The 14811-nt window shown below is 55.2% G+C and carries 12 protein-coding genes; all 12 read left to right on the plus strand.

The window, feature by feature from the left end; genetic code table 11:
• Nucleotides 1-17: 17 nt before the first annotated feature.
• The 12 genes from L215_RS0101860 to L215_RS0101915 all read left to right on the plus strand — a co-directional run bounded on the left by L215_RS0101860 (nt 18) and on the right by L215_RS0101915 (nt 14372).
• A complete protein-coding gene (locus L215_RS0101860; protein WP_027451253.1) occupies nt 18-1493 on the plus strand; it encodes a 4-hydroxyphenylacetate 3-hydroxylase family protein in 1476 nt (491 codons plus the stop codon).
• 12 nt (nt 1494-1505) lie between these two features.
• The gene (locus L215_RS0101865) at nt 1506-1799 is read left to right on the plus strand and encodes a NifU family protein (protein WP_025883674.1); all 294 of its coding nucleotides are present in this window, start codon (nt 1506-1508) and stop codon (nt 1797-1799) included.
• A gap of 143 nt (nt 1800-1942) precedes the next feature.
• A complete protein-coding gene (locus tag L215_RS0101870) occupies nt 1943-3229 on the plus strand; it encodes an acetyl-CoA hydrolase/transferase family protein (RefSeq protein WP_027451254.1) in 1287 nt (428 codons plus the stop codon).
• 15 nt (nt 3230-3244) lie between these two features.
• Entirely contained in the window at nt 3245-4360 is a 1116-nt protein-coding gene (locus L215_RS0101875; protein WP_025883675.1) for a 4-hydroxybutyrate dehydrogenase, read from the plus strand.
• 39 nt (nt 4361-4399) lie between these two features.
• The gene (locus tag L215_RS0101880; RefSeq protein ID WP_025883676.1) at nt 4400-5758 is read left to right on the plus strand and encodes an aldehyde dehydrogenase family protein; all 1359 of its coding nucleotides are present in this window, start codon (nt 4400-4402) and stop codon (nt 5756-5758) included.
• Between the two features lie 271 nt (nt 5759-6029).
• Nucleotides 6030-7907, plus strand: coding sequence for a tRNA uridine-5-carboxymethylaminomethyl(34) synthesis enzyme MnmG (gene mnmG, locus L215_RS0101885; protein ID WP_027451255.1), 1878 nt, complete (start codon nt 6030-6032; stop codon nt 7905-7907).
• Nucleotides 7908-7934: 27 nt separating this feature from the next.
• Nucleotides 7935-9743, plus strand: a complete 1809-nt coding sequence (gene uvrC, locus L215_RS0101890; protein WP_025883677.1) for an excinuclease ABC subunit UvrC — start codon at nt 7935-7937, stop codon at nt 9741-9743.
• 12 nt (nt 9744-9755) lie between these two features.
• Complete coding sequence (gene dtd, locus L215_RS0101895) at nt 9756-10208, plus strand: D-aminoacyl-tRNA deacylase (RefSeq protein WP_025883678.1); 453 nt, start codon at nt 9756-9758, stop codon at nt 10206-10208.
• Nucleotides 10208-10582, plus strand: a complete 375-nt coding sequence (locus tag L215_RS0101900; RefSeq protein ID WP_025883679.1) for a nucleotide pyrophosphohydrolase — start codon at nt 10208-10210, stop codon at nt 10580-10582. The genes dtd and L215_RS0101900 overlap by 1 nt, the downstream gene beginning before the upstream one ends.
• A gap of 24 nt (nt 10583-10606) precedes the next feature.
• Entirely contained in the window at nt 10607-11473 is an 867-nt protein-coding gene (deoC, locus tag L215_RS0101905; RefSeq protein WP_025883680.1) for a deoxyribose-phosphate aldolase, read from the plus strand.
• 147 nt (nt 11474-11620) lie between these two features.
• Nucleotides 11621-12775 (plus strand): DegT/DnrJ/EryC1/StrS family aminotransferase, encoded by a 1155-nt coding sequence (locus tag L215_RS0101910; RefSeq protein ID WP_025883682.1) that lies wholly within the window; start codon nt 11621-11623, stop codon nt 12773-12775.
• A gap of 10 nt (nt 12776-12785) precedes the next feature.
• On the plus strand, nt 12786-14372 hold the full coding sequence (locus tag L215_RS0101915) for a peptide chain release factor 3 (RefSeq protein WP_027451256.1): 1587 nt from the start codon (nt 12786-12788) through the stop codon (nt 14370-14372).
• Nucleotides 14373-14811 lie beyond the last annotated feature (439 nt).

A 14811-nucleotide genomic window follows, 5' to 3' on the forward strand; every position in this document is an offset into this window, starting at 1 on the left:
TATACAGAAAAGAAGTTATGAAAACACGCGAAGAGTACATCGAGAGCCTTAGAGCTCTCCATCTAAACGTCTACTTCATGGGCAAGAAGATCGACAACCCTGTCGACCACCCCATGATCCGCCCATCGCTCAATTCGCTAGCGATGACCTATGAGCTGGCTCAGCAGGAGGAGTACAAAGACCTGATGACCGCCACCTCCAACATTACGGGCAAGACGATCAATCGCTTCTGCCACATTCATCAGAGTGCCGAGGACCTCGTCAAGAAGGTCAAGATGCAGCGTCTCCTCGGGCAGAAGACCGCTAGCTGCTTCCAGCGCTGTGTAGGTATGGATGCCTTCAACGCTATTTGGTCTACCACCTACGAGATGGATGAGGCGTGCGGTACCAACTACCACCAGCGCTTCAGAGACTATGTCCAGTACTGCCAGGACAACGACCTCGTTGTGGACGGTGCTATGACCGATCCTAAGGGCGACCGCAGTCTCTCTCCCTCACAGCAGGAGGATCCTGATCTTTACGTACACATCAATGAGATACGCCCTGACGGTATCGTCGTCACGGGTGCCAAGGCTCACCAGACGGGCTCGGTCAATTCACACGAGCACCTGATCATGCCGACCTGCTCGATGCGTGAGGAGGATGCGGACTACGCCGTTTCCTTTGCTATCCCTAGTGACGCTGAGGGTGTTACCATCATCTACGGTCGCCAGTCTTGCGACACGCGCAAGATGGAGGAGGGTGCCGACATTGATCTAGGTAACTCAACCTTCGGAGGTCATGAGACGCTCTTCATCATGGATCACGTCTTCGTACCTATGGAGCGTGTCTTCATGTGCCGTGAGTACCAGTTCTCCAACATGCTCGTCGAGCGCTTCGCTGGCTATCACCGTCAGTCTTATGGTGGCTGTAAGGTAGGTGTGGGCGATGTCCTCATCGGTGCGGCCGCACTAGCTGCTGACTACAATGGCGTACCTAAAGCTTCGCACATCAAGGACAAGCTGATCGAGATGGTTCACCTCAATGAGACGCTTTACGCTTGTGGTATCGCTTGCTCGGCTGAGGGCAAGAAGACGAAGTCGGGCAACTATCTGATCGATATGCTCCTCGCCAACGTATGTAAGCAGAATGTAACTCGCTATCCTTACGAAATAACTCGTCTCGCTGAGGACATAGCTGGCGGTCTGATGGTTACGATGCCTAGCCAAGCTGACCTGCAGCACGAGGAGGTCGGCCCGCTCGTACGTAAATACCTTGCTGGCGCTAAGGGCACGGACACGGTGAATCGTATGCGCATCCTACGTCTGATCGAGAACCTCACACTCGGTACCGCTGCCGTAGGCTACCGCACGGAGAGCCTACACGGTGCTGGATCGCCACAGGCTCAGCGCATCATGATCTCGCGTCAGTGTAATATGGAGGCAAAGAAGGAGCTGGCTCGTCAGATAGCTCATATCGACACCTCTCTGGACAAGAAGCCTCAGGGCAAGTAGTCCTAGCCGATTATGACAGATCTATCCTCTAGGGTAGACGAGATCACTACCATCATCAGTAGCTATGTACGTCCCCAGCTCCAGGCACACGGGGGCGACATAGCTCTGCTGAGAGTAGCTGGCGAGCAGGTCTTCGTCAAGGTCTCGGGGAGTTGTCAGGCCTGCCCCTCGCTGAGTAGTACGATCCAAGAGGTCGTGCAGGAGACTCTGCGCAGCGAGCTCGCGCTCCCCACCCTAACGGTAACTGTAGACGACAGCGTCAGCGACGAACTCATCGCCGAGGCGCTTCGGATCATACGAAAGTGACTCTTGCTGGCCATTGGCTTTTGGCTCTTGGCTCTTGGCCGTTGGCTAAAGTCACTAGAGCTACTAGCTAACAGCTAATAGCCAACGGCCAACAGCCAACAGCCAACAGCTAACCTCTAATTTCTAATCTCTAACCTCTCTATATGTCTATCCCATTTAGCAGTATCACTCCCGACGAAGCGGTCTCTCACATACAGGACGGTGACTTCGTCGTCCTATCTCATGCGGCGGCTGTACCGCAAGCTTGCGTCGCAGCCTTAGCGCGAAACTATGAGCGCTTTCACAACGTACGCATCTTCCACATGGTCACTCTCGGCGAAAGCCCCTACACAGCACCCGAGATGGAGGGACACTTCAGACTCGTGACCAACTTCGTCGGTGCCAACACGCGTCCCGCTGTCGATGAGCAGCGCGCGGACTTCGTCCCCTCCTACTTCTACGAGGTTCCCTCGATGATGCAGCCGGGGGGAGTCTTTCATCCAGATGTTGCCATCGTGCAGCTCTCCTATCCCAACGAGGAGGGTTACTGTAGCTTCGGAACCTCCTGTGACTATAGTAAGCCTGCCGCAGAGCAAGCGCGAGTCGTCATCGGAGAGCTCAATAAGCAGATGCCCTTCGTCGGCGGAGACAACCTCATACATATCTCGCAGCTCACGCATATCGTCGAAGCTGACTACCCGCTCTATGCACTCGACCTGCCTCGCATCGGAGAGGTCGAGGAGGCTATCGGACGCAACTGCGCAGAGCTCATACAGGATGGAGACACGCTCCAGCTAGGCATCGGAGCTATACCTGATGCTGTCCTGCTCTTCCTCAAGAATAAGAAGGACCTCGGCATCCACTCCGAGATGGTCTCCGACGGTGTCGTCAAGCTCATCAAGGCTAACACCATAACGGGCCGGCGCAAGACGCTACATCCCAACAAGGTGGTCGCTACCTTCCTCATGGGTACACAAGAGCTCTACGACTTTGCGCACAATAATCCAGCCATTGAGATGCGCCCCGTCAACTATGTCAACGATCCGCGCATCATCGCCCAAAACGACCACCTCGTGAGCATCAATAGCTGTATCGAGGTAGACCTCATGGGACAGGTCGTCTCGGAGGCGATGGGCTTACGACAGTTCAGCGGTCCCGGCGGACAGGTAGACTTCGTACGTGGTGCCGCCTGGTCTAAGGGCGGACGCAGCATCATCGCTATCCCCTCCACAGCTCGCCGAGGTACCGCCTCCCGCATCGTACCCCTACTCACAGAGGGCGCAGCCATCACCACCTCTCGCAATGACGTAGACTACATCGTCACCGAGTATGGCGTGGCGCACCTCAAGGGCAAGTCGCTCCGTGAGCGAGCCTTAGCACTGACTGCTATCGCTCATCCCAATTTCCGCCCCGAGCTAGAGGCGGAGTGCAAGAGAAGATTCAAACTATAACAATACATTCTTACTATGCAACTATTCAAGCTCAAGACGGTCATCGACCAGTTCGAGACCTTTGCAGACTTTGCCAAAGCCTTTGCACTCGGGGAGCGGGACCTAGTCATCACCAATGACTTCCTCTACGAGCCCTTTATGAAAGCCTCTCAGCTACCCTGCCACTTCGTCATGCAGGAGCACTACGGCACAGGAGAGCCATCGGAGGAGATGATGAATCAGATCCTCCACGACCTCCAGGGGACGGACTACGATCGTGTCATAGCCGTAGGCGGTGGCACGGTCATCGACATCTCCAAGCTCTTTGTGCTACGTGGCTTGACAGACGTGATGGACGCTTTCGACAAGAAGATCCCGCTCGTCAAGGAGAAGCAACTCATCATCATCCCCACAACCTGCGGTACAGGTAGCGAGGTGACCAATATATCGATCGCTGAGATCAAGAGCCGCCAGACGAAGATGGGACTCGCCGACGATGCCATCGTAGCTGACAATGCGGTCATCATCCCTGAGCTGCTGAGGGGGCTACCCTTCAAGTTTTACGCCTGTAGCGCCATCGATGCGCTCATACATGCTGTCGAGTCCTTCCTCTCGCCCAAGTGCAATCCCTACACCGCTATCTTTAGCGAAGCAGCTTGGCAGATCATCATCCCGGTCTTCCAGAAGATACGAGACAAGGGCCCCGACTACCGATTCGACTGTATGGGCGAGATGATCATGGCGAGCAACTTCGCGGGCATCGCCTTTGGCAATGCGGGTGTTGGTGCCGTCCATGCGCTCTCTTATCCGCTCGGAGGTACCTATCACGTACCCCACGGAGAGGCAAACTATCAGTTCTTCACCGAGGTCTTTAAGGCTTACGAGCGCAAAGCTCCAGCTGGTCAGATGCAGCTCCTCAAGGAGAAGCTCGCCAAGCTAATGGATTGCACACCCGCCACGCTCTTTGACGAGATCGACGCACTACTCTCAGCTTTGATTGCTAAGAACCCGCTTCACACTTACGGTATGAAGGAGGCGGAGGTCGAAGGCTTTGCCGATGCGGTCATCGCTACGCAGCAGCGCCTCCTAGCAAACAACTACACCCCCCTCACACGGGACGAAATCAGAGACATCTACAAGGCTCTCTACTAATAAAGCTATCACTCAATTCAATCTATAAACAACCATATCATGGATATCAAAGAAATGGTCTCTCTAGCACGAGAGGCACAGAAGGATTACCAAGCACGCTTCGACCAGGACGCTGTAGACCAGGTGGTCAAGGCTCTCTGTCGTGTCGTCTATGACAATGCTGAGATGCTCGCTCGTGAAGCTGTCGACGAGACCGAGATGGGCGTCTATGAGGACAAAGTAGCTAAGTGCCGCAACAAGTCAAAAGGCGTATGGAGCAACCTCCAGGGCAAGAAGAGTGTGGGCGTACTAGACATCGACGAGAAAACCGGTCTTATCAAGATCGCTAAGCCCGTAGGTGTCGTCGCGGCTATCACCCCGACGACCAATCCGATCGTCACTCCGATGGCAAACATCGCCTTCGCACTCAAGACACGCAATGCGATCATCGTATCTCCACACCCTCGCTCTAAGAACTGCTCTGCACATACCATCCAGCTCATACTGGAGCGCCTCAAGGATTTCAACGTACCCGAGCACCTCATCCAGTGCGTCACCGAACCCTCCATCCAAGCCACGCAAGACCTCATGGCAGCCGTCGACGTCGTAGTCGCTACGGGTGGTATGGGCATGGTACACTCTGCTTACTCTTCGGGCAAACCTTCCTTTGGTGTCGGTGCCGGCAATGTACAGGTCATCCTCGATGAGCATATCGACTACAACGAGGCTGCCGAGACCATCATCCGCGGACGTATCTTCGACAACGGCATCATCTGCTCTGGCGAGCAGTGCTTCATCTATCCTGAGCAGCATAAGGAGGAGATCTTCCAGGCTTTCAAGGATCACGGAGCTTACTTCGTACCTGCTGAGGAGCATGACAAGATGGTCAATACGCTCTTCGTCAATGGCACCATCAGCCGTGACGTCGTCGGCAAGAGCGTACAGCACATCGCTAAGCTCGCTGGCATCTCCGTACCTGAGGGTACCCGCATGCTCATCGTGCCTGCCAAGGGCGTCGGTACTGCCGATCCTATCTGCAAGGAGAAGATGTGCCCCGTGATGACATGTCTGCCTTACCGTCACTTTGACGAGGCTATCGAGCTGGCTAATACCAACCTCAAGATGGAGGGTCGTGGCCACACAGCTGGCATCCACTCAAACAATCAGGGTAACATCATCAAGGCTGGCGACGAGATCACCATCTCGCGTCTCATCGTCAACGCTCCCTGCTCGATCACCGCTGGTGGATCTATCCAAAACGGACTCTCCGTGACCACAACCCTAGGCTGCGGTAGCTGGGGCAACAACTCTATCTCAGAGAACCTCACTTACAAGCATCTACTCAACATCTCCCGCATCGCTCGTATGTCGCCACACGTCCACGTGCCGACCGACGAGGAGATCTGGGCGATGGACTAGATCCGCACATCCATAGACTTTCTGCGCTCATCCTAACCTAGAGCGCACACACAGACACGCTCCCGATGAGGCATCGCCCCGTCGGGAGCTCGTTTTTTATTCTGGCAATATGGCGACCCCTGCAGATCCTTTCAGACTTCCTCAGAGGTGGAGGCTGGCACGCTGCATTTGATCGTTGAATCTACGCTAATCTCTAGCTTCTAATCTCTAACCTCTAAATTCGTACCTTTGCATGAGGCTGACGTGCGTCGGCCGTGGCTACGGATCTACAATGACTACTCACTTTGACATTATCGTAATCGGCGCAGGGCATGCTGGCTGTGAGGCGGCGTGCGCTACGGCTCGCATGGGCGCCTCGACGCTCCTCATCACGGGAGACATGAACAAGGTGGCGCAGCTGAGCTGCAACCCCGCCATGGGTGGCATCGCCAAGGGACAAATAGTGAGAGAGATAGACGCACTCGGCGGCTATACGGGTCAACTATCCGACGCGGCTACCATACAGTGGCGCATGCTCAACCGAAGCAAGGGCCCGGCCATGTGGAGCCCACGAGCGCAGCTAGACCGCATGCGATTTATGGAGCTGTGGAGAGGTCAGCTAGATAGGACGGACGGGTTGGATCTTTGGCAAGACTTCGTCGTAGACATAAAGTTTGGCGCAGCGGATGGCAAACATCTGGTAGTGACGCAGTTGGGCATGACCTTTACCGCTGCGAAGGTGGTCATAACGGCTGGGACTTTCCTCGGAGGGCTGATGCACTTCGGCAGGACGATGATCCCAGGCGGACGCATCTCGGAGCCGGCTAGCCACGGCCTCACGGAGTGTCTCGTAGCGGCGGGACATCATGCCGACCGCATGAAGACGGGTACGCCAGCTCGTATCGACGGTCGCTCCGTAGATTGGTCGCTCGTAGAGGAGCAGCCAGGCGACGACGAGACGGGACACTTTAGCTTCCTCCCGATGCAAAGGCCCCCGCTACGACAGCGCTCCTGCTATATCCTCTATACGAACGAAGCTTGCCACGACATACTCCGCGCTTCGCTCAGCGACTCGCCACTCTACAACGGACAGATACAGAGCATTGGCCCCCGCTACTGTCCCAGCATAGAGACGAAGATCGTCAACTTCGCCGACCGCACGCGACATCAGCTCTTCCTCGAGCCGGAGGGCGAGGAGACGAACGAGTACTACCTCAACGGGTTTAGTTCGTCACTCCCTATTGATACGCAGATCAGAGCTTTACAGACGATCCCTGCACTGCGGCATGTGCAGCTTTACCGCCCTGGCTATGCGATTGAGTACGACTTCTTCGACCCTCGTGACCTGCACCACACGCTGGAGAGCAAGGTGGTCTCTGGCCTTTACCTAGCTGGTCAGGTCAACGGCACCACCGGCTACGAAGAGGCGGCTGGTCAAGGGCTCCTCGCAGGCATCAACGCCGCCTTATCGCTACGTGGTGAGCAGCCCCTTGTCCTACGTCGAGACGAAGCCTACATAGGCGTCCTCATTGACGACCTCGTGACCAAGGGGGTCGACGAGCCATACCGCATGTTTACCTCACGCGCTGAGTACCGTATACTCCTACGCCAGGACAATGCCGACCTGCGACTGACACCCTACGCGGAGCGGCTGGGACTAGCGACCGCAGAACGACTACATCGCCTCAAGCAGATCAAGCAAAGGATGGCCGAGCTAGAACAGCTCTGCGCCGACTATTCCGTTAAGCCTGAAGCGGTTAACAGCTACCTTACTACTCTAGGCGAGAAACCACTAGACTTCGGCACCAAACTCACGACCCTACTCCTTCGTCCGCACGTTTCGCTCAGCGACTTGACCGCTCAACTAGACGATTTCGCCACGCTGGTGAGAAATATCATTGGCGACGACACGGAGGCTCTGACCCGCACCGAAACCGCCATCAAGTATCGGGGCTACATCGAGCGAGAAGAGCAAGCTGCTCAGAAGCTTCATCGCTTGGAGTCGCTAACGCTAGGCGACAAGTTCGACTATCAGCAGATCTCTGCACTCCCCATAGAGGCTCGCGAGAAGCTCTCTCGCATTCGCCCCGCCACCATCGCTCAGGCTGCCCGCATCCCTGGGATCTCCCCGAGCGACATCAACATACTCCTCGTCCTGCTGGGACGATAAGCGTCCGTTTCACGTGAAACAGTCGAAATGAACCGAGACGAAATCAAAGCTATCCTCCCAACCATTCCGCAAAGTCCGGGATGCTACCAGTACCGCAACAAGAACGGGACGATCATTTACGTGGGCAAAGCGAAGAACCTACGTAACCGTGTCTCTTCGTACTTCAACAATTCGCCAAAGGATCCGAAGACGACGAGACTGGTCAGCGAGATTCGCCAGCTAGAGTACTTCGTGGTCAATACCGAGGCGGAAGCTTTGGTCTTGGAGAACAACCTTATCAAGACCCACCTGCCGAAGTACAACATATTACTCAAGGATGACAAGTCCTATCCACGCATCGTTATCACGGACGAACCGTTTCCCCGCATCTTTGCCACTAGAAAAGAGGTGGGCAAGGGGGACTACTTCGGCCCCTACCCCAACGTGGCGATGGCTCGCACCGTGATTGATCTAATTCACCGGGTTCTTCAGTTGCGTTCGTGTCGCTATGCTTTGACTCCTGAGGTAGTTCGAGAGCGACGAGTGGACCTTTGCCTGCAGTACCACATTAAAAAGTGCGGAGGCCCATGCCAAGGCTTGGTATCTGCGGAGGAATATGCCCACTCTGTGCAACTGGCACGACGTATCCTCAAGGGAGAAATCAGCATCCTCATAGAAGAGGAGGTAGAGGAGATGAATCGCATGAGCGAGCGCCTGGAGTTCGAGCGAGCTGAGCAGCATCGTCAGAATATTGAGGTGCTACGTCGCTATTCGGGCAAGCATGTCGTCGCGCCAAACATTCGCGAGGCCGATGTCTTTGCTTACGACGAGGACGACGTCAACGGGTTCGTCTGTATGATGCAGGTACGCCACGGGGCGGTCGTCCTGGCGCACAACTTGACCTTCAAAAAGACAGTCGACTCCTCTCGGAGCGACCTGCTCGCCTACCTGATCGAGGAGCTGAGGCAGCGCTTCGGTAGCACGGCTCGTGAGGTGATTCTTGCAGAGCCTGGCGAATGGGAGAGCGACAGCTATCGAATCACGGTGCCACAGCGGGGCGAAAAGAAGCATCTCCTCGAACTAGCCCAGGTCAACGTCTCAGGTTATCGCTGGGACTGCTACAAGCGTCAGGAGAAGCTCAACCCCGAGCAACGAGCCACACGCCTACTCACCACGATGAAGAAGGACCTCGGCATCGATCGCCTGCCCCGCCATATGGAGTGCTTTGACAATTCAAACATTCAAGGCACGAACCCCGTGGCTGCGTGCGTGGTTTTTAAGAATGGTAAGCCAGCGAAGAGCGAGTATCGTAAGTTTCATGTGAAAACAGTGGTCGGCGCTGACGACTATCGGACGATGCGTGAGATCATCTACCGGCGCTATCGGCGTGTGCTGGACGAGGGGCAGTCGCTCCCCGACCTGATTATCATAGATGGTGGCAAGGGTCAACTGCATGTTGCTTGCGATACGCTCAAAGAGCTGGGCATCTATGACAAGGTGTGCGTCTTCGGTCTTGCGGAGCGCTTCGAAGAGCTCTATCGTCCGGGCGAGTCGGAGCCGTTGGTCTTGGATCGTCGGTCGGAAACGCTCAAGGTGGTCTGTCATATACGTGACGAAGCGCACCGCTTTGGCATCACTTTCCACAGAGACAGTCGCTCGAAGCAGCAGACGAAGAGCATCCTGGACGAGATTCCTGGGATTGGCGCACGTAGTAAGGAAGCTTTGATGCGAGCCTTCAAGACGCCTCAGCGGGTCGTCAAGGCTAGTCGCGCCGAGCTGATCGAGACCCTCGGAGCTAGCAAGGGAAGCAAGCTATACAATCACCTACATCCTGACGAAACCACAGAAACAACCTAGAGAAGAAACAGTATGAAAGCACTTTTACAGCGAGTCACCCATGCCTCTGTGTCGATCGACGGCGACTGCGTCGGGAGCATTCAGCAAGGCATCGTCCTCCTCCTCGGCATCGGTTACGAGGATGGTCCCGAGCAGATCGAGAAGCTCTGCCAAAAGGTGTGCAAGCTACGCATCTTCGACGACGAGGAGGGCGTGATGAACCGTTCGCTGCTGGATATTGGAGGCGAAGCGCTCGTCGTAAGCCAGTTTACGCTCATGGCAAACTGTCGCAAAGGCAACCGTCCGAGCTATATCGAGGCTGCCAAAGGAGAGGTCTCGGAGCCACTCTACGAGCAGTTTGTCGCTAAGATGCGCCTTCTCATGGGCGCAGATTCAATTAAAACCGGTAAATTTGGAGCCGATATGCAGGTGGAGATACATAATGACGGACCTGTGACCATCATCCTAGACACCGATACGCTCTAATGGAAGCTACTGACAAAACAAAAGAGACGACGCTAGACGAGCTGCAACAGCTTGTCGACGAGTGGATACGTACCTACGGCGTACGCTACTTTGACCCGCTGACCAATATGGCAATCCTAACGGAGGAGACAGGCGAGGTGGCGCGTGTTATGGCGCGACTCTATGGCGAGCAGAGCGCCAAGGCGTCCGATCATCTCGATCTTGCGGACGAGTTAGCAGACCTTCTTTGGGTACTCACCTGCATTGCCAACCAATGCGGAGTTAACCTGCAGGAGGCGCTGGAGAAAAACCTCCAGAAGAAGACAAATCGCGACGCTACTCGCCACTTAAACAACAGCAAGCTGACCGCTCGCCCCTTAGATACAACAGAATAACGAACAATCAAACAATAGAAACTGATGCATCAGATAGACAAGTATCATAAAGCAATCTCTCTCTACGAACCTATCGAGGGAGATGTTACCGCCAAGGTACAAGCAATCATCGACAAGCACTATAAGGAGTGCTACACACCAGAAGTCCTCAAGCTACTCTACAGCTGTATCGACCTGACCACGCTGATGGGTGGAGACACCGACGAGAGCGTCACCAAGATGGTCGCAGGCGTCAACGACTTCGAGACCGATCATCCCGACATCCCCAACGTAGCCGCCATCTGCGTCTATCCCGCTCTGGTGCCTACGGTCAAGGCCACGCTCACCTGTCCCGATGTTCGCATCGCTTCGGTAGCTGCAGGCTTTCCCGCCAGCCAGACCTTCCCAGAGATCAAGGTCGCTGAGGTCTCTATGGCAGTAGCCGAAGGAGCCAACGAAGTAGACGTTGTCCTCAACCTAAACCGCTTCCTCTCAGAGGACTACGACGGTGTCTGCACCGAGATCGAGGAGCTCAAGGACGCAGCCCGTGGAGCGCACCTCAAGGTGATCCTCGAGTCCGGTCTGCTCGCTGACCCACGTCAGATACAGATCGCATCGATCCTGTCGCTCTACTCAGGCGCTGACTTCATCAAGACCTCCACAGGCAAGGAGTACCCAGGCGCTTCGCTCGAGGCTGCTTACGTTATGTGTCAGACACTGCGCAAGTATTACGAGCTCCACGGTGAGCGTCGAGGCTTCAAGGCTAGCGGTGGTGTCCGCACGCCAGAGGACGTGGTCAAGTATTACTGCATCGTCAAGGAGCTCCTTGGCGAGGAGTGGCTCAGCCCCGAGCTCTTCCGTCTAGGAGCCAGCAGTCTTGGCAAGAATCTCCTCAAGGCGATCGAGGGATAAGAGACCAATTAGGAAGCTATGCCCCGCCACACGAATGAAAGTGGAGAGGGGCATAGCTTTTTTGCCAGATCTCCTCACCGCACAGCTCAAGAGAGTGCCAAAAGAGCCAAACGGGCCGAAACTAGTCCAAACGAGAAACTATAGAAGATGCCTCCAATATCGACAGAACAACTTAACTATCAAGGCGTTTACCCCTCACAAGAGGCGATTAAAGCGCAAATTCCTGACGATTTTCTGACCGACTCGGGACTTTGTACGGGATTTGAGCAAGCATTGCGCCGTTTGTTGGGGGTCGAGCGCACGATCCATCTGACCTCTTCGCCACAAGTGGCACTTACCGCCGCACTGCGCATGCTGCAAATGCGGGAAGGCGAGTCTCTTTTCGTACCAGCTTACTGGCGCAAGGAGTATGTCGACTGTTTGCTCGCGATGCGGCTACGTCCGATCTTTGTAGAGGTCACCTCCTTCAATATGGCGATGGATCCGCTCCTCCTTGGCAAGCATCTCGAGCGCATGACCAATGCGGGCACTCCCCTACCCCGCGTCATCATCGTGGCGCACGCTCACGGCATCCCCGCCAATATGGAGCTCCTCTGCGAAGTGGCACAGCGGTACAATATGACCCTCATCGAGGACTGCTCGCAAGCGCTTGGGAGTTCTATCGACGAGCGAGCCTGCGGCACGTGGGGTCAGCTCTCCTTCTTCTCCTTCTCCACGGGCGAGATCATACAGGCTGGCATGGCAGGCGCTCTCACGTGGTCGGAGAATCGTAGCCTCTCCCTCACGGCACCTTACCATAGCTGGAGTGCTCAGGAGAAGCTCTCCATCGAGGCCTGGCTACGTCCCTATCCGCTAGCTCCTCTGCAGGCAGCAGTCCTACTACCTCAGATCGCGCATCTAGAGGAGGCCATAGATAAAAAGCGCCTCATGGCTAAGCTCTACCGCAAGTACCTCACGCAAGCCTTCGGACTCCGCTACCTAGGCTGGCCAGAAGACGCACCGCACCGCTATCGCCCTAATTATAGTAGTCAGCCGATACATATCGAGCCCACGATGCTTCACTTCTCTCACCTCGAGCTCGGGAGGGCTCTGCAGGAGGAGCGATTCGTCCCGCTCCTACCGCCACTCGAGAGTCTCAGCGAGCTCCCCGCACTCCACACTTACAGCAGTGTAGTCAGCGGCGTAGCTCAGAGCATGGCGCCCGATATGCTCTACCTGCCCAACGATAGTACGCTGACAGGCGCCCGCACCTTAGCGGTTGTCGAGGTCATCCGTCAGCTCGTTTACAAGTACAATAGCTAATCATCCTACGATGTCCACCCCTTTAGAAAAAGAAATAAGCAGTCGTCGCACCTTTGCCGTCATAGCGCACCCAGATGCTGGTAAAACAACCCTCACCGAGAAGCTACTCCTCTACGGAGGCGCCATCCACGTAGCTGGCGCCGTCAAGAGTAACAAGATCAAGAAGAGCGCCACCAGTGACTTTATGGAGATAGAGCGTCAGCGTGGTATCTCCGTGGCAACCAGTGTCATGGGCTTCAACTATAAGGACTACAAAGTCAACATCCTCGACACCCCTGGTCACCAAGACTTCGCCGAAGATACCTACCGCACGCTCACCGCTGTGGATAGCGTCATCATCGTCATCGACCATGCCAAGGGCGTCGAGCAGCAGACCCGTCGCCTCATGGAGGTGTGCCGTATGCGCCACACGCCCGTCATCGTTTTCATCAACAAGCTAGACCGCGAGGGACTAGACCCCTTCGACCTCCTCGATGAAGTTGAGCAAGAGCTCGGCGTCGTGACCACACCGATGGTTTGGCCTATAGGCATGGGCGACCGCTTCAAGGGCGTGTACAACATCTTCGACCACGAGCTCAACCTCTTTACGCCCAATAAGCAGCACGTCGTCGAGGACCTCCACCATATCGAAAGCCTCGACTCGCCAGACCTCGTCCAGCATATCGGAGCTGCCGCTGCCGAGCGACTCGCCGAGGAGGTCGAGATGGTCGAAGGCGTCTACCCCAAGTTCGACCACGACGCTTATCTTGCTGGTGATCAGGCACCCGTCTTCTTCGGCTCAGCGCTCAATACCTTTGGTGTGCGCGAGCTACTAGACACCTTCGTGCGTATCGCACCCTCGCCCCAGCCCGTACAGGCCGAGGAGCGTCAGGTGAGTCCTTACGAAGAGAGCTTTACCGGCTTCGTCTTCAAGATCCACGCCAATATGGATCCCAACCACCGCAGCTGTATCGCCTTCGTCAAGGTCTGCTCAGGGCGCTTCGAGCGCAATGCTTACTACCGTCACACACGCCTCGACAAGCAGGTCCGCTTCTCCTCCCCCACCGCCTTTATGGCCAACAAGAAAGAGGTCATCGACGACGCCTATGCAGGCGACATCGTAGGACTCCCCGACACGGGTCTATTTCGCATCGGCGACACCCTCACTTCAGGCGAAATGCTACACTTCAAGGGGCTGCCAAGCTTTAGTCCTGAGTTCTTCAAGTATATCGAAAATGCGGACCCGATGAAGCAGAAGCAACTCATCAAGGGTACCGACCAGCTGATGGGCGAAGGCGTAGCGCAGCTCTTTGTCAATCAGTTCAACGGCAGACGCATCATCGGTACCGTCGGTCAACTTCAGTTCGAAGTGATCCAGTATCGACTGCTCCACGAGTATGGCGCCGAGTGTCGCTGGGAGCCGCTGCACCTCTACAAAGCGTGCTGGATCGAGAGCGATGATGCCGAGGAGCTGGCCAACTTCAAGCGTCGCAAAGCTCAGTATATGGCACTAGACAACGCCGGTCGAGACGTCTACCTAGCGGAGAGCAGCTACATCCTGCAGATGGCACAGCAAGACTTCCCGCACATCCGCTTCCACTTCACCAGCGAGTTCTGATGCATTATAAAAAACGAGCTCGTCTGATTTCCTACCATTCCCTAAATAGCTACCTAGGAATTTTGGAAATTCCTAGGTAGGAAATGGCCAAATTCTTCGGACTTATTTTTTGATTCCTCCGAAGTTTCATTTGATTCCTCCGAAGTTTCATTTGATTCCTCCGAAGTATTTTTTATTTCCTAGGTAGGAATTGGAGGAATTCCTAGGTACTTATTTGGGGAATTTCTAGGTAGGAATTCCATTCTTCAAATGACCCGTGTACCATCTCAGTAACACCTTCCCCAACTGTGTACTTTTTTCAGGAAGAGGACAGGAGAGTTCCTCCCTTGGAACTGAAAAGTTCCTCCGCTGGAACTGAAAAGTTCCTCCGCTGGAACTGAAAAGTCCTTGGAACTAAAAAGTTCCAAGAGGGGAACTATTTTTGGAACTCGTATATACT

Source organism: Porphyromonas uenonis DSM 23387 = JCM 13868, assembly GCF_000482365.1.
Classification (GTDB): domain Bacteria; phylum Bacteroidota; class Bacteroidia; order Bacteroidales; family Porphyromonadaceae; genus Porphyromonas; species Porphyromonas uenonis.

Coding starts and splice junctions, on each gene's coding strand:
- L215_RS0101860 (WP_027451253.1), top strand. CDS start 18: ATGAAAACACGCGAAGAGTACATCGAGAGCCTTAGAGCTCTCCATCTA.
- L215_RS0101865 (WP_025883674.1), top strand. CDS start 1,506: ATGACAGATCTATCCTCTAGGGTAGACGAGATCACTACCATCATCAGT.
- L215_RS0101870 (WP_027451254.1), top strand. CDS start 1,943: ATGTCTATCCCATTTAGCAGTATCACTCCCGACGAAGCGGTCTCTCAC.
- L215_RS0101875 (WP_025883675.1), top strand. CDS start 3,245: ATGCAACTATTCAAGCTCAAGACGGTCATCGACCAGTTCGAGACCTTT.
- L215_RS0101880 (WP_025883676.1), top strand. CDS start 4,400: ATGGATATCAAAGAAATGGTCTCTCTAGCACGAGAGGCACAGAAGGAT.
- mnmG (WP_027451255.1), top strand. CDS start 6,030: ATGACTACTCACTTTGACATTATCGTAATCGGCGCAGGGCATGCTGGC.
- uvrC (WP_025883677.1), top strand. CDS start 7,935: ATGAACCGAGACGAAATCAAAGCTATCCTCCCAACCATTCCGCAAAGT.
- dtd (WP_025883678.1), top strand. CDS start 9,756: ATGAAAGCACTTTTACAGCGAGTCACCCATGCCTCTGTGTCGATCGAC.
- L215_RS0101900 (WP_025883679.1), top strand. CDS start 10,208: ATGGAAGCTACTGACAAAACAAAAGAGACGACGCTAGACGAGCTGCAA.
- deoC (WP_025883680.1), top strand. CDS start 10,607: ATGCATCAGATAGACAAGTATCATAAAGCAATCTCTCTCTACGAACCT.
- L215_RS0101910 (WP_025883682.1), top strand. CDS start 11,621: ATGCCTCCAATATCGACAGAACAACTTAACTATCAAGGCGTTTACCCC.
- L215_RS0101915 (WP_027451256.1), top strand. CDS start 12,786: ATGTCCACCCCTTTAGAAAAAGAAATAAGCAGTCGTCGCACCTTTGCC.